The organism is Methylobacterium sp. AC315, assembly GCF_979253755.1.
The window spans coordinates 42393-60235 of the sequence record NZ_CEEDEA010000010.1 but is presented as its reverse complement, the minus strand read 5'-3'; the positions used below and the strand labels follow the sequence as shown (position 1 = coordinate 60235).

At 68.9% G+C, this 17843-nt stretch carries 14 protein-coding genes; 9 read left to right on the top strand and 5 right to left on the bottom strand.

The window, feature by feature from the left end; genetic code table 11:
• The first annotated feature begins 275 nt into the window (after positions 1-275).
• Together cysS and AC0IY0_RS17510 are read left to right on the top strand one after the other, a co-directional pair.
• A complete protein-coding gene (gene cysS / locus AC0IY0_RS17515) occupies positions 276-1661 on the top strand; it encodes a cysteine--tRNA ligase (protein ID WP_419830731.1) in 1386 nt (461 codons plus the stop codon).
• Positions 1662-1959: 298 nt separating this feature from the next.
• Positions 1960-2712 carry a trypsin-like serine protease gene (locus tag AC0IY0_RS17510; RefSeq protein ID WP_147940955.1) on the top strand — a complete coding sequence of 251 codons (753 nt, stop codon included), beginning with the start codon at positions 1960-1962 and terminating at the stop codon, positions 2710-2712.
• Between the two features lie 72 nt (positions 2713-2784).
• On the opposite strand, the gene ctrA is transcribed toward AC0IY0_RS17510, so the two are convergent.
• A complete protein-coding gene (gene ctrA / locus AC0IY0_RS17505) occupies positions 2785-3486 on the bottom strand; it encodes a response regulator transcription factor CtrA (protein ID WP_147857559.1) in 702 nt (233 codons plus the stop codon).
• A 419-nt stretch (positions 3487-3905) separates the two neighbouring features.
• Here ctrA and fliI point away from each other — a divergent pair, with 419 nt between their 5' ends.
• The 3 genes from fliI to AC0IY0_RS17490 all read left to right on the top strand — a co-directional run bounded on the left by fliI (position 3906) and on the right by AC0IY0_RS17490 (position 7074).
• On the top strand, positions 3906-5258 hold the full coding sequence (fliI, locus tag AC0IY0_RS17500; protein WP_147940954.1) for a flagellar protein export ATPase FliI: 1353 nt from the start codon (positions 3906-3908) through the stop codon (positions 5256-5258).
• Between the two features lie 149 nt (positions 5259-5407).
• Positions 5408-5815, top strand: a complete 408-nt coding sequence (gene fliJ, locus AC0IY0_RS17495) for a flagellar export protein FliJ (protein WP_007566480.1) — start codon at positions 5408-5410, stop codon at positions 5813-5815.
• 197 nt (positions 5816-6012) lie between these two features.
• Complete coding sequence (locus AC0IY0_RS17490; RefSeq protein WP_147909973.1) at positions 6013-7074, top strand: lysylphosphatidylglycerol synthase domain-containing protein; 1062 nt, start codon at positions 6013-6015, stop codon at positions 7072-7074.
• A 319-nt stretch (positions 7075-7393) separates the two neighbouring features.
• Here the strand turns inward: AC0IY0_RS17490 and flhA are convergent, their stop codons facing one another.
• Positions 7394-9556, bottom strand: a complete 2163-nt coding sequence (gene flhA, locus AC0IY0_RS17485) for a flagellar biosynthesis protein FlhA (protein ID WP_471764802.1) — start codon at positions 9554-9556, stop codon at positions 7394-7396.
• A gap of 227 nt (positions 9557-9783) precedes the next feature.
• On the opposite strand from flhA, the gene AC0IY0_RS17480 reads away from it, so the two are divergent.
• On the top strand, positions 9784-10365 hold the full coding sequence (locus AC0IY0_RS17480; protein WP_147909971.1) for a hypothetical protein: 582 nt from the start codon (positions 9784-9786) through the stop codon (positions 10363-10365).
• Between the two features lie 42 nt (positions 10366-10407).
• Here AC0IY0_RS17480 and AC0IY0_RS17475 read toward each other — a convergent pair whose 3' ends face one another.
• Both AC0IY0_RS17475 and AC0IY0_RS17470 read right to left on the bottom strand, forming a co-directional pair.
• The gene (locus AC0IY0_RS17475) at positions 10408-11649 is read right to left on the bottom strand and encodes a KpsE/RkpR family capsule polysaccharide export protein (protein ID WP_147909970.1); all 1242 of its coding nucleotides are present in this window, start codon (positions 11647-11649) and stop codon (positions 10408-10410) included.
• Positions 11650-11779: 130 nt separating this feature from the next.
• Positions 11780-12433: an ABC transporter ATP-binding protein gene (locus AC0IY0_RS17470; RefSeq protein ID WP_147940952.1), complete on the bottom strand. Its 654-nt coding sequence runs from the start codon at positions 12431-12433 to the stop codon at positions 11780-11782.
• A gap of 542 nt (positions 12434-12975) precedes the next feature.
• Here AC0IY0_RS17470 and AC0IY0_RS17465 point away from each other — a divergent pair.
• From AC0IY0_RS17465 to AC0IY0_RS17455, 3 genes are all read left to right on the top strand, one after another.
• Complete coding sequence (locus AC0IY0_RS17465; protein ID WP_471764904.1) at positions 12976-13419, top strand: PAS domain-containing protein; 444 nt, start codon at positions 12976-12978, stop codon at positions 13417-13419.
• Positions 13420-13476: 57 nt separating this feature from the next.
• Entirely contained in the window at positions 13477-14727 is a 1251-nt protein-coding gene (gene frc / locus AC0IY0_RS17460; RefSeq protein ID WP_471764799.1) for a formyl-CoA transferase, read from the top strand.
• Positions 14728-14807: 80 nt separating this feature from the next.
• A complete protein-coding gene (locus AC0IY0_RS17455; protein ID WP_147909968.1) occupies positions 14808-15983 on the top strand; it encodes an HPP family protein in 1176 nt (391 codons plus the stop codon).
• Positions 15984-15992: 9 nt separating this feature from the next.
• Here AC0IY0_RS17455 and AC0IY0_RS17450 read toward each other — a convergent pair whose 3' ends face one another.
• Positions 15993-17564, bottom strand: a complete 1572-nt coding sequence (locus AC0IY0_RS17450; protein WP_147909967.1) for an ABC transporter substrate-binding protein — start codon at positions 17562-17564, stop codon at positions 15993-15995.
• Between the last annotated feature and the right edge of the window lie 279 nt (positions 17565-17843).

Below are 17843 nucleotides of genomic sequence, written 5' to 3'. Positions count from 1 at the left end.
GAGCTTGGTCCGGACGGTCCGACGGCGCGGTTAAGGAAGGCTTACCCGCCGCTTGCGCGGACCATCTCGAATTCCTCACGCTTTTGCGTTAGCCCCATCGGGCGGGCGGCACCGTCGCCGCAGTGCAACAGCGAACCGCCGCGGCGGGACCCGAGCCGTCACGGTTCGGCCGTTCTTCGCGTCGCAGGGCCCGCAGGTCGTTGAAGGCAGGGCCGGTTTTCCGGCGACGGCGCGGCGCCGGGATTCGGCCGCGGCGCCGGAAGGGGATGAGTTTCATGGCGCCGATGTTGCGGCTCTACAACACGCTCAGCGGTGCCAAGGAGGCGTTCGCGCCGATCGATCCCGCCCATGTGCGGATGTATGCCTGCGGCCCGACCGTCTACGACGCGGCCCATATCGGCAACGCGCGCCCGATCATCGTCTTCGACCTGCTGTTCCGCTTGCTGCGCCACCTCTACGGGCCGGGCCACGTCACCTATGCGCGCAACGTCACGGACGTGGACGACAAGATCAACGCCCGCGCGGCCGAGCGCGGCATCACCATCCGTGAACTCACCGATGGCACGCTCGCGCAGTTCCACCGGGATATCGGCGACCTCGGCGTCCTCGGGCCCGAGGATGTGAACGCTCCGGGCGCGCCGCCCCGCTTCATCGAGCCCCGCGCCACCGATCACATCGCCGAGATGCGCACGATGATCGACGCGCTGGTGGCCGGAGGGCACGCCTACGTGGCGGAGGGGCACGTGCTGTTCGACGTCCCCGCCATGCCCGAGTACGGCCGTCTCTCGAAGCGGCCCCTCGACGAGATGGAGGCCGGCGCCCGGGTCGAGGTCGCGCCCTACAAGCGCTCGCCCCTCGACTTCGTGCTGTGGAAGCCGTCGAAGCCCGGCGAGCCGTCCTGGCCGTCACCCGCCGGCATCGCCGAGCCCGGTCGGCCCGGCTGGCACATCGAGTGCTCCGCGATGTCGGCCAAGCACCTCGGCAAAACCTTCGACATCCATGCGGGCGGCATCGACTTGATCTTCCCCCACCACGAGAACGAGGTGGCGCAGTCCCGCTGCTGCTTCGGGACGCCCGTGATGGCCAATGTCTGGCTGCACAACGGCTTCCTGCAGGTGGAGGGGGAGAAGATGTCCAAATCGCTGGGCAACTTCATCACCATCCGCGACGTGCTGAACGACTGGCCGGGCGAGGTCGTGCGCCTGACCATGCTCAGGACGCACTACCGGCAGCCGATCGACTGGACCCTGCGCGGGCTCGAGGAATCGAGCCGCGTGCTCGACCGCTGGTACAACGCGGCCGGGGATGCTCCGGCCGCCGAGACCGCCCCGGGCACGGTGGTCGAGGCGCTCTGCGACGACCTCAACACCCCGGCGGCGATCAACGCGCTGCACGGACTGACCGACGACGCAGCCGCCCTGCGGGCCGGCGCGCACCTGTTCGGTCTGCTCGCCCGCACCCGCAGCGCCCGCGAGCACGATCAGGTCGCGGCGTCCGGGGTCGACGTACCCGCCGTCGAGGCGCTGATCGCTCAGCGCAAGGCAGCCCGGGCCGCCAAGGACTGGCCCGCCTCCGACCGCGCCCGGGACGCCCTCGCCGCGATGGGGGTGTCCGTGAAGGACAACAAGGACGGCACAAGCACCTGGACCGTGGCGCGCTGACCGCCGCGTCCTTGGGGGAGCCGCGTCCGAGCATCGAATGATTTCCGCGGTTTGGCAGGCGCCCTGAGGTTCAAGCCTTCACCCCGTCATCCGGGGCTCGCCTGCGGCGCCCCGGAACGACGGGGCGATTGAAAGCGTCACCGGCGGTCATCCTGGCGGCAGGGCCCGTTCGAGGCATCGCGATCGGTCGCTGAAAAAGCCAGTGACGCGATGACCTTGGCCGCGTCCTCTCGCCCGCTTGCACCAATTGCGTGTTCGCGCATCTGTGGTTGTGGGGCTGGGGGCAGAAGGTTCGCGCGTGACGGCATTCAGGATTATCGGAGCGGGTCTCGCATTGGCGGTCGGGCTCGGCCTCGCCGGGCCGGCCGACGCCATCGACGGCGGGGCGCCGGCGGGACGGGATGCGCTGGCGCAGGCCACCGTCGCCATCGGCACCATCACCCAGCCCGAGGAGGCGCTGAGGCTCACGCGCTGCACCGGGATCCTGATCGCCCCGGACCTCGTGCTCACCGCGGCGCATTGCGTGAACGGCGATCCGCTCGGCGCCCTCGTGGTGTTCTTCCGCGGCACCGAGCCGGCGCGTCCGGTCTACGGCGCCCGGGTCGCGGCCCGCTACAGCCCCGATCCCGGTGAGATGCTGCCGAACGCGGCGCCCGACGTGAGCCTCGCCGACCTGTCCCTCGACCTCGCGGTCCTGCGCCTGACCGAGCCGGTGCGCGACCGGCGCCCGGTGCCGCTCGCGGCCGATCCCCGGCGCGTGCCCAAGAGCCTGCGGATCGCGGGGGCCGGCCTGTCCGGGCGGGGTGTCGGGCGCCTGCGCACCGCGACCCTGACGCCGGTCGCGGCCAGCAACACCGGCCTGACCATCGCCCGGGCGAACGGCGCCCGGATCTGCTTCGGCGATTCCGGCGGCCCGGTCGTCGCGCAGGATCGCGGCGGGACCTATGTCTGGGGTGTCGCCAGCGCTGTGATCACCCGGACCGCGCCGTGCGGCGGCTACGTCGTGGTGGCGCCGGCCGCCCAGGTCTTCTCCGCGACCGGGGTCCGGTAGGCCCCAAAAAGCGAAAACCCCGCGCGGCCGAGCCGCACGGGGTTTTTCGAACGAGGCGGTGATCCGGGAGGATCAGACCGCCATGCGCTCCTCGGCGTCCATCGGCTCGCGCAGCACGTAGCCGCGGCCCCAGACGGTCTCGATGTAGTTCTTGCCCTGGCTGGCGTTGGCGAGCTTCTTGCGCAGCTTGCAGATGAACACGTCGATGATCTTCAGCTCGGGCTCGTCCATGCCGCCGTAGAGATGATTGAGGAACATCTCCTTGGTGAGCGTCGTGCCCTTCCGCAGCGAGAGGAGTTCCAGCATCTGGTACTCCTTGCCGGTGAGGTGCACCCGGGCGCCGCCGACCTCGACGGTCTTCTGGTCGAGGTTCACGATCAGGTCGGCGGTGGTGATCACCGATTGGGCGTGGCCCTTCGACCGGCGCACGATGGCGTGGATGCGGGCGACCAGCTCGTCCTTGTGGAACGGCTTGGTGAGGTAGTCGTCGGCCCCGAAGCCCAGACCCTTCACCTTGTCCTCGATCCCGGCCATGCCGGAGAGGATCAGGATCGGCGTCTTCACCTTCGCCACGCGCAGGTTGCGCAGCACCTCGTAGCCCGACATGTCGGGCAGGTTCAAGTCGAGGAGGATGATGTCGTAATCGTAGAGCTTGCCGAGGTCTATGCCTTCTTCGCCAAGGTCGGTCGTATAGGTGTTGAAGTTCTCGGACTTGAGCATCAACTCGATGCTCTGCGCTGTCGCGCTATCGTCCTCGATCAGAAGTACCCGCATCGTCGGTCCCCAGCCCTGCCGGCCGCATCAGCGCGCAGACACGTCCCCACCGACACCCGCCACCGGCCTGTGGACGGGCGCTCCGTCGCTCTTGACGTGGAACGCTATGGATTAATCGTTAACAAAACCTGATTCCCACCCGCAAGCGTCTCGTTCATCGAGCCCCGAGCTTGGCGGGAGGAACCAGGTCCCTCCACCCCCGCCCGGGGCCGCGATTCCGCTCCGATTGCGACCGGTCCGCCCACGCGCTTGGACGTAAGTGTCTCCCCCGTAACGAATCGGTCCCGGCTGTGACCCTGCGGCCACAGACGCACGACTTCGTGAAGTCCGGCTGGCGCCGGAGCCCGGACCGAGCCGCTACGAGCCCGATGACCGCAGTGTTAAGGAGGCCGGTAAACGAAGCGTTGAGAGCCACGCCGATGACACAGGATCCGGCAAGGTCCGTTACCAGTCTCGCCGCGGCCCAGGCGGCCCTCGACCGCGTCGAGGTGCTAGAGACGTTCGGCCGTGTCGTGGCGATCCGCGGCCTCCTGGTCGAGGTCGCCGGCCCGGTGGCGGCCATGCGGCTCGGCGGCCGGATCGACGTGGAGGGCGCCAACGGCCTCGGGCTGGTGCCGTGCGAGATCATCGGTTTCCAGGGTGACCGCGCGCTGGCGATGCCGTTCGGGTCCCTGGAGGGCGTCCGCAGGGGCTGCCCCGCCTACGTGCGCGACGAATCGGCCGGAGCCATCCGGCCCTGCGGCGCCTGGCTCGGCCGGGTGGTCGACGCCCTTGGCCGACCCGTGGACGGGCTCGGGCCCCTGCCGCAGGGGCCGGATGTCTACTCCCTGCGCGCCGACCCGCCCCCCGCCCATGCCCGCACCCGGGTCGGCGGCCCGCTGGATCTCGGGGTCCGGTGCATCAACACCTTCCTCACCATGTGCGCCGGCCAGCGGATGGGCATCTTCGCCGGCTCCGGCGTCGGCAAGTCGGTGCTGCTGTCGATGCTCGCCCGCTACACCGCCGCCGACGTGGCGGTGATCGGCCTCGTGGGCGAGCGCGGCCGCGAGGTGCAGGAGTTCCTGCAGGACGATCTCGGCGCCGCCGGCCTCGCCCGCTCGGTGGTGGTGGTGGCGACCTCCGACGAGCCGGCGCTCATGCGCCGCAACGCCGCCTACGTGACCCTCTCGGTGGCCGAGCACTTCCGCGACCAGGGCGCGAAGGTGCTGTGCATGATCGATTCGATCACCCGCTTCGCCATGGCCCAGCGCGACATCGGCCTCGCGGCGGGCGAGCCGCCCACGGCCAAGGGCTACACCCCGACCGTCTTCTCGGAGCTGCCGCGCCTGCTGGAGCGTGCGGGACCCGGGGTCGGCCTCGGCACGATCTCGGCGCTGTTCACCGTGCTCGTCGAGGGCGACGACCACAACGAGCCGGTGGCGGATGCGGTCCGCGGCATCCTGGACGGGCACATCGTCATGGAACGGGCCATCGCCGAGCGCGGGCGCTATCCGGCGATCAACGTGCTGCGCTCGGTCTCCCGCACCATGCCGCGCTCCTGCGATCCGGCCTACCTGCCGGTGGTGCGCCGGGCCCGTCGGGTCCTCTCCACCTACGCCGACATGGAGGAGCTGATCCGCCTGGGCGCCTACCGGGCGGGCTCGTCCCAGGAGGTCGACGAGGCCGTGGCGCTCATGCCTCAGCTTGAGGCTTTTCTGGGGCAGGGTAAGGAAGAAGCAACGTCCATCGGCGATGGTTACGCACGGCTTAGCCAGATCGTCGGCATAGCCTAGGCATCATGCAGCGAAGCGGTAACCGCTTGGGTGTATTCGATGATGCGGAACTAGGGTCTGAGCAGGTTCGCGTTCGCGATCCTGTTTGGGGCACGGGCCGGGCATGGTCCTTGGCGCGGCCCTGAGCGTTGCGTGGAGTGAGCGTCCCAATGAAATCGCGTGACACGCTGATCCGGCTGCGCCGCTTCCAGGTTGACGAGAAGCGCCGGCGTGTGACCCAGATCGAGATGATGATGGCGGACTTCCAGCGCATGGCGGTGGAACTCGACCGCGAGGTCGCTGTCGAGGAAGCGCGCGCCGGCATCACCGATGTCGGGCATTTCGCCTACCCGACCTACGCCCGCGCCGCCGCCGGCCGCCGGGACAACATGCGCCAGTCCGCTCAGGCGCTCGAAGGCCAGCTGGCCGAGGCCAAGGCCGAGCTCGGAGAGGCGTTCGAGGAACTCAAGAAGGTCGAGATCCTGAACGACCGCGAGCGGACTGCCGAGCGCGCCGCGGAGGCGATCCGGGACCAGGCCGCCATGGACGGGATCGGGCTCAACCGCGCCCGGGGCTGACCCGCTGTCCGGCTGCTCGCGCACCCACGCGTTGCATCCTCTTCGGCGGCTCGACCGCAGGGTCCGCGTGTGATGTGCCGGCAACGCGGCACGAAACCGTCACGATCACCTGACAAGGGAAATCGGGATGGCCTCGATCCGCTTGCGGCGCGTTGCATGGCGGCGCATCAGGGGCTCTCCCCGGGGCGTCGGTGTACATGAAGAAGCTCAGCGATTTCATCTGGCCGTTGATCGGCCTCGCAGCGGTCGTGATATCGGGCTACTTCCTCTATCAAGAGTTGAAGACGACGTCGCTGGCGGCGATCTGGTCCGCAATCCTGGCGATCCCGCCGCACCGGATCCTGCTCGCAGCGCTCTCGACCCTCGTGGCTTACGCCGCGCTCGCCTGGTACGACCGGATCGCGTTGCTGCACCTCGGCGTCAACCACATCTCGTGGTTGTTCGTGTCCCTATGCTCCTTCACCACCTACGCGCTCTCGCATAACATCGGCGCCTCGGTGTTTTCCGGCGCCCTGGTGCGCTACCGGGCCTACACGGCCAAGGGCCTCTCGGCCGCGCAGGTCGCCGTGCTGGTGGCCCTGTGCTCCTTCACCTTCTTCCTCGGCACGATCCTGCTCGGCGGCTTCACCCTGGTGGTGGATCCTCACCTGCTGACGCGCCTCGAGGGCCGGCTCCCCGGCTTCCTCACCGACCCCAAGACCGCCCTGGTGGTCGGCTTCGGCATGCTGGGCTTCGTGGCCCTGTACGTGCTCGGCTCGATCCTGCACATGCGGCCGCTGCACATCCGCTCGTTCAAGCTGGAATATCCCCGGCCCGGCATCATGGCCCGCCAGCTGCTGGCGGCACCGCTGGAGCTTTTGGGCGCGGCCGGCATCATCTACTTCGCGCTGCCGGATGCGATGAACCCCGGCTTCATCCCGGTGCTCGCGATCTTCCTGGCCTCGTTCTCGGTGGCGCTCGCCTCGCATGCCCCCGGCGGCCTCGGCGTGTTCGAGATCGTGTTCATCACCGCGATGCACATCACCGACGACGCCCAGAAGGACGCGATCATCGCGGCGGTGATCATCTTCCGGATCTTCTACTTCTGGATCCCGGCGCTGATCTCGGTGATCGTCGTGGTGCTCTTCGAGCGCTCCCGCCTCGCCGCCGCCATCGGCTCGCCGACCGCGGTGCCTTCGACCGTGCCGGAGCCCCCGGTGGTCGTGCCCGGGCTCGACGCGCACGAGCTTGAGCGCGAGCTGAAGCAGAAGGCGGTCTAAGGCGGAGAAGCTGGTTGGGCTGGCGTGGCAGAACGTCTGCCGTGGACGTTTCGTGGGGGCTCGGGTGATGTCCTGAGCCAATGAGGCAACGCCTGGAGGATAAGCCACCGTGTCATTCCGGGGCGCCGGAGGCGAGCCCGGAATCCAGAGGCGCCGGCCGTGCAAGGTCTTGATCCGTCGGCGATTATGGATCCCGGGCTTCGCTTCGCGGCCCCGGGATGACAAGGTGGGCGCCGCGTCGTTAGCCCAACTCCAAACCCCTTGAGCGACGAGTCATGCACGTTGAGCCTGCCTTGAGCAGGCCATCGACGCCGCCCCCTCAGATCGAGCCCACGGTGCGCAGCCGCGCCCGCGGGTGGATCTCGGCCTGGCTCATCACCGGGGTCTCCCGCCGGAAGCGCTCGATGATCGAGCGCACGAACGGCCGGGATTGCGCCGAGGTCACCAGCACCGGCATCTCGCCCTGGCGGGCCGCGGCCTCGAAGCGGTCGCGGACCGCGGTGACGAACTCGCTGAGCTTCGAGGGCTGCATCGCCAGGTAGCGCTCCTCGCGCTCGCCCACGATCGATTCCATGAAGGCCTGCTCCCAGGCGGGCGACAGGGTGATGATCGGCAGGGTGCCGTTCTGGTCCTGGTACTGGGCGCAGATCTGCCGGCCGAGCCGGGCGCGGACATGCTCGACCACGTCGCGCGGGTTCTTCACCGCGCCGGCCACCTCCGCGATGCCCTCCACGATCGCCCCGAGGTCGCGGATCGACACGCGCTCGGAGAGCAGGAACTGCAGCACCCGCTGCACGCCGGTGGTCGAGATCTGCGAGGGCATGATCTCCTTGAGCAGCTCGGCGTGCTCCTTCGGCAGCTCGCGCAGCAGCTTCGAGACCTCGACGTGGTTGAGCAGCTCGGAGACGTGCGCCTTGATCAACTCGGTGAGGTGGGTCGAGACCACGGTGGCGGCGTCCACCACCGTGTAGCCCTTGAGCTGCGCCTGATCGCGCAGGGACGCGTCGATCCAGGTCGCCGGCAGGCCGAAGGTGGGCTCCAGCATGTGCTGGCCGGGCAGCTGAACCTGGCCGCCCATCGGGTCCATGGCCATGAACTGGCCCGGGAAGATCCGGCCGGTGCCGGCCTCGATCTCCTTGACCCGCACCACGTAGGAGTTGGCATCGAGCTGGACGTTGTCGAGGATGCGGACCGAGGGCATCACGAAGCCGAGTTCCGCCGCGAGCTGGCGGCGCAGGGCCTTGATCTGATCCGTGAGCCGGTCCTGGCCTTCGCCGTTGACCAGGGCGAGCAGCGCGTAGCCCATCTCGAGCTTCAGGTCGTCGAGCTTCAGGAGGTCGGTGACGGTCTCCTCCTTGGCAGTGGCCGCGGCCGCGACGGCCTTGGCGTCCATCGGGACGCCCTCCGCGTCGAGCGGCGGGGCCTCGTTGGCGGTCTTGTTGGTGCGCCACGCGGCGTAGCCCGCCCCGCCGCCGAGCAGCAGGAACGGCAGCATCGGCATGCCGGGCAGGAGCGCGATCAGGAACATGACGGCCGCCGACATGCCCAGCGCCTTGGGGTAATGCGCGAGCTGCTTGCCCAGCGCCTTGTCGGCCGACCCTTTCACGCCCGCCTTCGACACCAGGATGCCGGCCGCGGTCGAGACGATCAGGGCCGGGACCTGGCTGGCCAGCCCGTCGCCGATGGTGAGCAGGGTGTAGCTCTTGGCTGCGTCGCCGAAGCTCATACCCTGCTGCGCCACGCCGATGACGATGCCGCCGACCACGTTGATGAACGTGATCAGCAGGGCCGCCACCGCGTCGCCGCGCACGAATTTCGAGGCGCCGTCCATGGCACCGAAGAACGACGATTCCTCTTCGAGGGCGGAGCGGCGGGCCTTGGCCACCTTCTCGTCGATCAGGCCGGCCGAGAGGTCGGCGTCGATCGCCATCTGCTTGCCGGGCATCGCGTCGAGGGTAAAGCGCGCCGCGACCTCGGCGATGCGCCCCGAGCCCTTCGTGATGACCACGAAGTTCACGATGATCAGGATCGCGAACACGATGATCCCGATGACGAAGTTGCCGCCCATCACGAAGTTGCCGAACGCCTCGATGACGTGGCCGGCCGCCGCCGTCCCTTCGTGGCCGTGGCCCAGGATCAGGCGGGTCGAGGCGAGGTTCAGCGCCAGCCGCAGCATCGTGGCGATCAGCAGCAGCGTCGGGAAGACGGTGAATTCCAGCGGGTTGTCGATCGACAGGCCGGTCATCATGATCAGCACGGAGGTGATGATCGAGACCGCCAGCAGCAGGTCGAGCAGTACCGCCGGCAACGGGAAGATCAGCACCGCCAGGATGCCCATGACGCCGGTGGCGAACATGAGGTCCGAGCGCTTGGACAGCGCGTGGAGGTCGCCGCGGGTGGGCAGCGAGAGTTGGCTCAGGACCGACGATGCAGCCCCGCCGAAAGACCCGCCCTTGACCGGCGCGCTCGCCGACTCCGCCATCGTGCTCGATCCATCCCGCGTGCCCGCGGGGAATCCCGGGAGCGCACCCGGCAAGATCTGCCGAGCGGATGGTTAGCGCGCCGTTAAGAAACCCCCAGGCCCAGGCGGGAACCCGCACTGCGTTCGCCACTTGATCGGGGGGCGATCAGATCGTCCCGGCGGTCGGGTGGGATGCCCGCTGCCGCGTCACGAAACCGGGCGGCAGCCCGCCGATCGAGAGAACGTCCATGGCCGCCCGCGTCCTCACCGCCCTGTTCGACGAGTACGATACCGCCACCACCGTGGTCGAACAGCTCGAGGCTGCGGGGATCCCGCATAGCGCCATCAGCATCCTGGCAAACCGCGCCGAGCCGGCCGTGCCCCGGGACGAGCCCTTCGGCGAACCCCAGCTCGACGTGGTCGACCCGGTGGATGCGGCCGGGACCGGCGCCACCGTCGGGACGGTCCTGGGCGGGGGCGCCGGGCTGCTGGCGGGGCTCGGGCTGCTGGCGATCCCCGGCCTCGGGCCGGTGGTCGCAGCGGGCTGGCTGGTGGCGGCCGCCGCGGGAGCCGGGGTCGGCGCCGCCGCGGGCGGGCTGATCGGTGGGCTCACGGGCGCCGGCCTCAGCGAGGACGAGGCTCAGACCTATGCCGAAGGCGTGCGCCGCGGCGGAACCCTCGTGACTGTGCAGGCCGAAGATCACCAGGCCGACCGGGTGATGGCGATCCTCGACCGCGGCGGCTCGATCGACCTCGACGAGCGCGCCGAAGGCTGGCGGGCCCAGGGCTGGACCGGCGACGCCTCCGCCAAGGCCGCCTCGGGCGCCTGAGCGCGCGACGCGCCCGATCCATGCCGAACCGGGCGCCCGTCCTCAGGCCATCATCTTGCGGGCGAACATCGAGGCCGCGAACAGGACGGCGGCGCCCGCGGTGACGAGGCTGATCATCAACATCCGCCGCGGCTCGACCGAGGATTGTGCCTTCACCGGCTCGACGATGGGGCTGAAGAACTCGATCTGCCTGGCGGCGACGATGCGGGCCCGCTCGTGGGCGGTCAGCACCTGCTGGTAGTACTTCTCGGCGTTCTTGCGGTCGTTCTCGAGCCCCTCGAACCGAGTCAGCGCGTCCGACAGAAGGCGCTTCTGCTCAGGGTCCTGGCTGGCCGATTGCCGCTCGATCTTGGCGATGTTCTCGTCGAGATCCTTGATCTGCTGCTTGATGTCGATGATCCGGCGCGATTCCGGGCCGAGGTCGCGCTGGCCAATGGCGAGCTGGACCGCCAGGTTGATGCGGGCCGCCCGTAGCTCGGACACGACCTTGAGGTTGGCCTCGTTGGACTTCTGCGCGTCCAGCACGCCTTCGCGATTGCGCAGGTCGCGCATCGCCAGGCGGATCTTGGTCATGCGTTCCTCGGCGAGCTTCAACTCGCGCGTGCTCTCCGCGACGGCGTCCTCGCGGGACTTGACGCTGAGGTCGTTCACCATCCGCTCGGCCTCCTTCATCACCGCCTGGGCGATGGCGAGGGACTCGCTCGGGTCGAAGGCCTCGACCTGGAGCGACATGATGCCGGAGCCGGATTCGACTTCGATGCCGACCCGGCGCTTCCAGTAGCGGAGGAACTTCTCGATCGGCTTATCGGGATCGAAGCGGGAGAAGTAGTCGATGCTGTCGCGGCTGAACCACTCGCGGATCGGCAGCTTCGACTCGATGATCTCCAGCATCGGCCGGCTGAGGATGTACTCGTAGGTGATCAGCGTGTCCTGGGCGACCATCTGATTCGAGACGCCCGACGAGGTGCCGACCGAATCCGGCGTCGCCTTGTCGGCCGTGCCGAGCGCCGGGCGGATCGCGAACCGCGCCTCGCTCACGTAGCGATCCGAGGCGATCAGGCCGAAATACAGCGCTCCGGCCAGGGCCGGCAGCACGAAGCAGACCACGAACAGGATCGGGATCCAGGGGTCGTTCTTGACGTGGCTCTGGTAGGACCGGATGCCCTTCTTGCGGTCCACGAACCGCGACATGCGGGCGATCTGGCGCAACGATTCGGTGATCGCCTGCTGCCGGTCCGCAGTGGTGACCGGCTGCCCCTCGGCTTTCCGGATCTCCATGTTCATGACGTGATCCCTGGCCTCCACGGCCCCCACGGTCCGCCCGTCGCCGGGCCCTCGACCGCGCCGAAACGCTCGTGTCGCACGCCTCTCTCATGAAGAGGCGGCAAAAGCATGTCTTCCCCGGTCGGGTCGATCACGCGTTGAGGCGCCGATAGACCTCGATGGCGTCGTTGACGTCCTCGTAGATGATCGCCCGCCCGTTGAGCAGGACGAGGCCCTGCGTGCACCATTGGCGGATCGTCTCCATCGAGTGCGAGACCATGATGATGTCGGCGTTCTTGCGCCGCTGCGAGAACACCTCGTCGCAGCGCTTGGAGAAGCGCGCGTCGCCGACCGAGGTGATCTCGTCGATCAGGTAGCAGTCGAACGGAATCGCCATGCTCATGCCGAAGGCGAGCCGGGCGCCCATGCCGGACGAGTAGGTGTAGATCGGCACGTCGAGGTAGCTGCCGAGCTCCGAGAAATCCTCGACGAAGTCGAGCACCCGGCGCGGATCCTCGCCGTAGATCCGGGCGACGAACATGACGTTGTCGCGGCCGGTCATCTTGGGATGGAAGCCGCCGGCGAAACCCAGCGGCCACGAGATCCGCAGGCCGCGATGGATCTTTCCGCGGGTCGGATCCTCGGTCCCGGCGATCAGCCGCATCGTGGTCGACTTGCCGGCGCCGTTGATGCCGAGGATGCCGTAGGAGATGCCGGGCTTCAGGGTGAACGACACCTGCTCCAGGATCGTCCGCTTGTGGCCGTCGGTGCGGTAGACCTTGCTGACTTTCTCGAAACGGATCACCGAGTGGTCTCCAGGGCGGGTTGCCGAAACGCCGGCCCGTGCTGTCTGGCTGACCGGCTCCTGCCCCCGGAAAGCGGCGAATCTGAGAAGACCGGGCGCCGGGCCGACCGCGCCCGTAGGGGAGCCGGATGAGGGCCCCGGCTTCACCGTGATCCCGAGCGCAGCATGGCGGCCTGGGACAGCCGACGGGTTTCAAAGCTGGGTTGATCGCCGGGGCGCCCGGCTTCCCTCGGGATAACGACGCGGGTGGATCGGCCCTCCGTTGCAAGCCACCTTGTTCCCAGCGGGCGATACGATTGATCTGCAACAAAATGCCAAATTGAACCCTTGCGGTTGACGTTACTCGGTATCTGGCATACCAGATGCCAAGATGCACAGCGAGACGCGGCTAGGGGCTCCGGACCATCCGGAACTTTAGCGCCGTATCCGCAGGGAGACCGCAATGCCGGACCCGAGCTTCGTTCGTTCCGACCAACACAGCATCTCGACCGTCGAACATCGGCAGCGCAGGGGTCGGACTGTCCGTGGCCGGCGCTGAGACCGTGCTCGACCGTCCGCCCGCGTACGATCTCGCGGGCTTCGCGGCGGCCATCGGCGATGCCGTGGTGGTGGCGGATCCGGAGGGTGCGATCACGGTCTGGAACCCCGCCGCCGAGCGGATCTTCGGCTTCACCGCCGCGGACGCCCTGGGGCAGACTCTCGACCTGATCACGCCCGAGCGGCACCGGCGCCGTCACTGGGACGGCTACGCCAAGACGATGCGGACCGGAATCACCCGCTACGGAGCGGAGACCCTCCGGGTGCCGGCAATCCATAAGGACGGCCACCAGCTCTCCATCGCCTTCACGGTCGGGATGATCCGGGACGCGTCGGACCAGGTGACCGGGATCGTTGCGGTGATCCGCGACGAGACCGAGCGCTGGGCCGAGGAGAAGCGCCTGCGCCAGCGGGTGGCCGAACTCGAAGCCCTTCCGAACGGATCCTGAATACCAAACGGGACCGTCCGAAGACCGCAAACCTCACCGTGCATGGGAGAACGCCAGATGAGCAAGCCGTTGGATGGGATCAAGATCATCGACTTCACCCACGTCCAGGCCGGTCCCGCCTGCACGCAGCTGCTGGCGTGGTTCGGCGCGGACGTGATCAAGGTGGAGCGGCCGGGCTCCGGCGACGTGACCCGCACGCAGCTGAGGCACGTCGAGGATGCCGACGCGCTCTACTTCACGATGCTGAACTCCAACAAGCGCTCGCTGACGCTCGACACCAAGACCCAGGCCGGCAAGGAAGTCCTGGAGAAGCTGATCCAGGATTCCGACGTGATGGTCGAGAATTTCGGTCCCGGAGCGCTCGACCGGATGGGCTTCTCCTGGGCCCGCATCCAGGAGCTCAATCCCGGGATGATCCTGGCCTCCGTGAAGGGCTTCTCCGACGGGCACCATTACGAGGACCTGAAGGTCTACGAGAACGTCGCCCAATGCGCCGGCGGCGCCGCCTCGACCACCGGCTTCTGGGACGGGCCGCCCACCGTCAGCGCCGCAGCGCTCGGTGATTCCAACACCGGCATGCACCTCGCGATCGGCATCCTCACGGCGCTCCACCAGAAGAACAAGACCGGCACCGGCCAGAAGGTCGCCGTGTCGATGCAGGATTCGGTCATCAACCTCTGCCGGGTGAAGCTGCGCGACCAGCAGCGCCTCGACGCGCTGGGCTACCTCGAGGAATACCCGCAATACCCGCACGGGGAGTTCTCGGACGTGGTCCCGCGCGGCGGCAACGCCGGCGGCGGCGGCCAGCCCGGTTGGGTGCTCAAGTGCAAGGGCTGGGAGACCGACCCGAACGCTTACATCTACTTCACGATCCAGGGCCATGCCTGGGCGCCGATCTGCAAGGTGCTCGGCCGGGAGGAGTGGATCACCGACGCCGCCTACAACACCCCGCGGGCCCGGCAGGACAAGATCTTCGATATCTTCAAGACCATCGAGGAATGGCTGGCCGACAAGACCAAGTTCGAGGCGGTGGACATCCTGCGCACCTACGACATCCCCTGCGCGCCGGTGCTGTCGATGAAGGAGATCGCCGAGGACAAGTCGCTGCGCGCGAGCGGCACCGTGGTCGAGGTGCCGCATCCCAAGCTCGGCTCGTACCTGACCGTCGGAAGCCCGATCAAGTTCTCCGACATGACCGTCGAGGTGAAGGCCTCGCCACTGCTCGGCGAGCACACCGACGAGGTGCTCACGGGCCTCGGCTACAGCGCCACGCAGATCCAGGCGATGCACGAGGCCCACGCGGTCTGATAAGCGGCTCCCGACCTCTAATCCTGAAGCGGGACGGCGCACCCTGCGCCGTCCCGTCTCGTGTGCGAGATCCGGACCCGATGCGATCCTTGCTCAGCCGTCTCCTTCCGGAGCTGACCCCCGTCAGCCAGCGCGAACGGTTGCGCTCGGCCGCCGGCGCCCTGCTCGGGATCCTGGCCACTGGCCTGGTCTGCCGCGCCGCGATCGGGCCCGCGGCCGCCCCCGTGCTGATCGCCCCGATGGGCGCCTCGGCGGTCCTGCTCTTCGCGGTGCCGGCGAGCCCACTGGCACAGCCCTGGTCGATCCTCGGTGGAAATTTCGTGGCTGCCCTGGTCGGCGTCACGGCGGCTTTGTGGGTGCCGGACCCGTTCGTGGCTGCGTCCGTCGCCATCGGGCTGGCGATCGCCCTGATGATGGCCCTGCGCTGCCTGCACCCGCCGAGCGGCGCCGTCGCCCTCACGGCGGTGCTGGGCGGCCCGGCGATCCGGGAGCTCGGCTACGGCTTCGTGCTCTGGCCGGTGGCGGTCAACTCGCTGCTGCTGCTGGCCACGGCCCTGCTGTTCAACAATCTCACCGGCCGCGCCTATCCCCACCTGCGCCCGGCCGGCCCGCGCACCGACGACCCGGCCCCATCCTCCCGCCTCGGCTTCCTGGCCTCGGACCTCGATGCGGCGCTGGAGGATTTCGACCAGCTGCTCGACGTCGACCGCAGTGACCTGGAGCAGATCCTGCGGCGGGTGCAGATGCGCGTCTACGGGCGCCGCCCGGGGCAGACCACCTGCGCGGCCATCATGTCCCGGGACGTGATCGGGCTCGCGCCCCATGATTCCCTGGCGGAGGCCTTGCGGCTGCTGCGCCGCCACCGGATCAAGGCCCTGCCGGTCACGGATGAGCGCGCCCGGGTACTCGGGATCGTCACGCAGACCGACCTGCTCGACAAGGCCGCCTGGGACCGGAGCGGCCCGCGGCTCGGCCTCGGCCGCCGTCTGCGGCTGACCGTGGAGCGCGGGCGCGCCCCCCATGGCTGCGCCGCCGACATCATGACCGCGGTCGAGCCCGTGACGCCGGACACGCCGCTCACCGATCTGGTGCTGCGGATGGCGGAGGCGGCCCTGCACCATCTGCCGGTGGTCGATCCGGATGGCCGGCTCGTCGGGATCGTGTCGCAGACGGACCTGATCCCGGCGCTCATGGCCGATGCCGGGGCCGGCGATCCGGCCCGGGCCAGCAGGCCCGTGGACGCCGTCCCGGCCTGACCCGCCCGCTCAGCCCTTCTTGACGTTCCAGAATACCGGCACGCCGTCGAGCACCCCGGTCACCGAAGGCTTGTACGAGGTCTGGTTGAAGTACTGCCCGAGCGGCAGGTAGGGCACGTCCGCGAAGGCCTGCTTCTGCAGGGCGTCCGCAAGCGTCTTGCGCGCGGCGGTATCGGGGGCGTCGAGCCAATCCTGGCGGAGCGTCTCGAGCTTCGCGCTGGTTGGCCAGCCCACCGGCGCATCGGCCCCGGTCCCGCGCAGGAAGGCGCTGACGGCCGGATTGGCCTGGTCGAGCCCGGCCCAGAAGGTGCAGAAGACGCTCCAACCGCCCTGGGCGATCGGGTCGCGCTTGGCCCGCCGCTGGACCACCGAGCCCCAATCCATGACCTGATAATCGACGTTGAACCCGGCGCGGGTTAGCATGTCGGCCGCCACGTCGGCCAGCGCCTTCAGGCTCGGGAAGTCGGAGGCGCCCATCAGCACCACCTTCTCGCCCTTGTAGCCGGCCGCCGCGAGCGCCTTCTTGGCGGCGTCGAAGTCGCGCTTGCCGGTCAGCACGTCGAGGCCGGCCTCGCTCGCCATCGGCAGACCGGGACAGAAGAAGCCGGTCGGGACGTGCCTCAGCTTCGGGTCGTCGCCGGTCACCGCCTGCATGAAGTCGGTCTGGTCGACCACCTTGAGCAGCACCTGCCGGATCGCCGGGTTGTCGAACGGCGGCAGCAGCTGGTTCATCCGCAGGCAGCCGATTAGCCCGGTCGGGTCCTTGATCGAGGTCTTCAGGCTGCCCAAGGTGGGCACGAGGTCGGCGGGCGGCTGCTCCCACCAATCCATCTCGCCGGTCTGCATGGCCGAGGCGGCGGTGGCCTGATCGGGGATCACATGCCACTCGACCCGGTCGAGGAACGCGCGCTTGGGACCCGAGGTCCATTGCGGCTCGCCGCCGTCGCGGGGGACGTATTTGTCGAAGCGCTCGTAGACGACGCGGGCGCCGACCATCCGCTCGTCCGCCTTAAACCGGAACGGGCCGCTGCCGACCATCTCGGTCACCTGCGTGAACGCGTCCGTCTTGGCGAGCCGCTCCGGCATGATGGCGCAGATCGGCGAGCCGACCTTGCCGAGCGCGTCGGGCAGGAGCGGGAAGGGCTTCTTCAACCGGAACTGGATGGTGCGGTCGTCGGGGGCCGAGAGCTCGTCCGTGTAGGCCATGAGCGTCTGGCCCATCGGGTCGCGCTTGGCCCAGCGGCCGATGCTGGCGACGCAATCGCGGGCCAGGACCGGCGTGCCGTCGTGGAAGATCAGCCCCGGTCGCAGCGTCAGCCGCCACAGCTTGCCGTCGTCCTCGACGACGTGGCCGGCGACCATCTGCGGTTGCGCGGCGTAGCTGGCATCGGTCCCGTACAGCGTGTCGAACACCGCGAGCCCGTGGTTGCGGGTCACGTAGGCCGTCGTCCAGATCGGGTCGAGCACCGTCAGGTCGGCCTGCGGGATGAACTTGAGAACCCGGGAGGCCGTGCCTTGCGCCAGCGCCGGGGCGGCGAGCGCCGCGCCCGAGAGGGCCACGAAGGATCGTCTGGTCAGCATGTCGGCGCACCTTTGAGGTGAATATCGCCGAAGCTTAGCACGAGGCGGGCCATGGGGAGGGGCGGGCGGTCGTTTCTCATGTGCAGGCTAAAAGCATTACTTTGCCGACAGATGAGCGCTATGGCCCGGCCCACTTGCATACCCCTCCCCCCCCCCGCGGGGGAGGGTGGCCCGCGAAGCGGTTCGGGAGAGGGGAGCGCCGCTTCCGGACAAGGTGCGACGGGTGCCACACCCTGCACCGTCGCGCTGCCCCTCTCCCGACCCGGCCTGACGGCCGGC

Excerpts from the sequence above, each read along its gene's own strand:
- cysS (WP_419830731.1), top strand. The coding sequence starts at position 276 with ATGGCGCCGATGTTGCGGCTCTACAACACGCTCAGCGGTGCCAAGGAG.
- frc (WP_471764799.1), top strand. The coding sequence starts at position 13,477 with ATGAGCAAGCCGTTGGATGGGATCAAGATCATCGACTTCACCCACGTC.
- fliI (WP_147940954.1), top strand. The coding sequence starts at position 3,906 with ATGACACAGGATCCGGCAAGGTCCGTTACCAGTCTCGCCGCGGCCCAG.
- fliJ (WP_007566480.1), top strand. The coding sequence starts at position 5,408 with ATGAAATCGCGTGACACGCTGATCCGGCTGCGCCGCTTCCAGGTTGAC.
- AC0IY0_RS17490 (WP_147909973.1), top strand. The coding sequence starts at position 6,013 with ATGAAGAAGCTCAGCGATTTCATCTGGCCGTTGATCGGCCTCGCAGCG.
- AC0IY0_RS17455 (WP_147909968.1), top strand. The coding sequence starts at position 14,808 with ATGCGATCCTTGCTCAGCCGTCTCCTTCCGGAGCTGACCCCCGTCAGC.
- flhA (WP_471764802.1), bottom strand. The coding sequence starts at position 9,556 with ATGGCGGAGTCGGCGAGCGCGCCGGTCAAGGGCGGGTCTTTCGGCGGG.
- ctrA (WP_147857559.1), bottom strand. The coding sequence starts at position 3,486 with ATGCGGGTACTTCTGATCGAGGACGATAGCGCGACAGCGCAGAGCATC.
- AC0IY0_RS17450 (WP_147909967.1), bottom strand. The coding sequence starts at position 17,564 with ATGCTGACCAGACGATCCTTCGTGGCCCTCTCGGGCGCGGCGCTCGCC.
- AC0IY0_RS17475 (WP_147909970.1), bottom strand. The coding sequence starts at position 11,649 with ATGAACATGGAGATCCGGAAAGCCGAGGGGCAGCCGGTCACCACTGCG.
- AC0IY0_RS17480 (WP_147909971.1), top strand. The coding sequence starts at position 9,784 with ATGGCCGCCCGCGTCCTCACCGCCCTGTTCGACGAGTACGATACCGCC.